The sequence below is a fragment of the Oleiphilus sp. HI0086 genome, from assembly GCF_001635225.1.
This window is the reverse complement of sequence record NZ_LWFZ01001441.1, coordinates 1-1,118: the sequence shown is the minus strand read 5'-3', so window position 1 is coordinate 1,118 and position 1,118 is coordinate 1. Positions and strand designations below refer to the sequence as shown.

Here is a 1,118-nt window from a genome sequence, read left to right as displayed (position 1 = left end):
AAGTTCCTGCATTGTCGGGCTAAAGCCCGACCTACATACAGCATGTTAACAGGGTAAAATCACCCCTTAAGAAAGCCTCGATCTGTATGATATAATCCCGCCCTCGGAATCATCGTTTATCACTTTAGGTCGTATTAATGAGTCAAGCTGCTAATCCAGACATGTTTAAAAACAACCCTTTTGGTACCGAAACTACGGATGCCGATATCCTTGAGGCTTTCGAATTTCTGGATGACTGGGAAGAACGTTACGCATATATCATCGACCTAGGTAAATCACTCCCGGCATTTCCTGAAGCAGAGAAGACTGAACTAAACCTGGTCCATGGCTGCCAAAGCCAAGTCTGGCTTGTTCACAACTTTGACGAAGCCAGCAACAAGCTTTTCTTTTTAATTGAGAGCGACGCCATTATCGTCAAAGGCCTTGCCTCTGTTGTACTGGCGACACTTAATGCACGCTCACCTGCCGAAATCGTCGCTAAAGATGTTGAAGCAATATTCAATGACATGGATCTGATGCGTCATATCAGCCCAACCCGAGGCAATGGCTTGCGCTCTATGCTTGAACGCATGAAGAATATCGCTGGAAATTTTTAGTTTTTAACGAACGTAAGCAGAGGGTTCCACCCCTTATATGGACTCTCCGTGCTAACCCGCCAGCGAGCCGTGGAAGGCTCTGCCTACGGTCTACTCGGTTAAGAGCCATTTAATTATTTCCCTTCAGTTTCTCATTTTCCTTATGTAGCTTGCGTTTCATTCGTCCCAAACCAAACATCACAAAACCAATAGCAAAAGGTACTGAAATACCGGTAACCAGCGTGCTGCTTTCGATTAAGCCGCCTGATTTTGCAGACTCTGCGACGTACTTCACCAAGCCAACCAGATAATAACTGATCGCTGCTACAGATAAGCCTTCAACAGCCTGTTGCATACGCAGCTGCAGCTTGCCACGGCGGTTCATGGACTGCAGTAAATTCTGGTTCTGCGATTCTATTGTGAGGTTCATGCGCGTTCGCAGTAATTCACTGGCTCTATCAATTCTGCGCGACAAGTCATCCAAATCTTTCTCTATGGTTTCACATGTTAAGTAAGCTGGCGTTAAACGACGACTTAGAAACT

General features: G+C 45.7%; 2 protein-coding genes. One reads left to right on the top strand and one right to left on the bottom strand.

What is annotated here, in order from left to right; translation table 11 throughout:
- Positions 1 to 137: 137 nt before the first annotated feature.
- Positions 138 to 596 (top strand): SufE family protein, encoded by a 459-nt coding sequence (locus tag A3756_RS24505; protein WP_068553456.1) that lies wholly within the window; start codon positions 138 to 140, stop codon positions 594 to 596.
- A 109-nt stretch (positions 597 to 705) separates the two neighbouring features.
- On the opposite strand, the gene A3756_RS24500 is transcribed toward A3756_RS24505, so the two are convergent.
- Positions 706 to 1,118, bottom strand: a 413-nt coding sequence (locus tag A3756_RS24500) for a DUF3422 family protein (RefSeq protein ID WP_156490745.1), incomplete at its 5' end; no start/stop codon positions are given.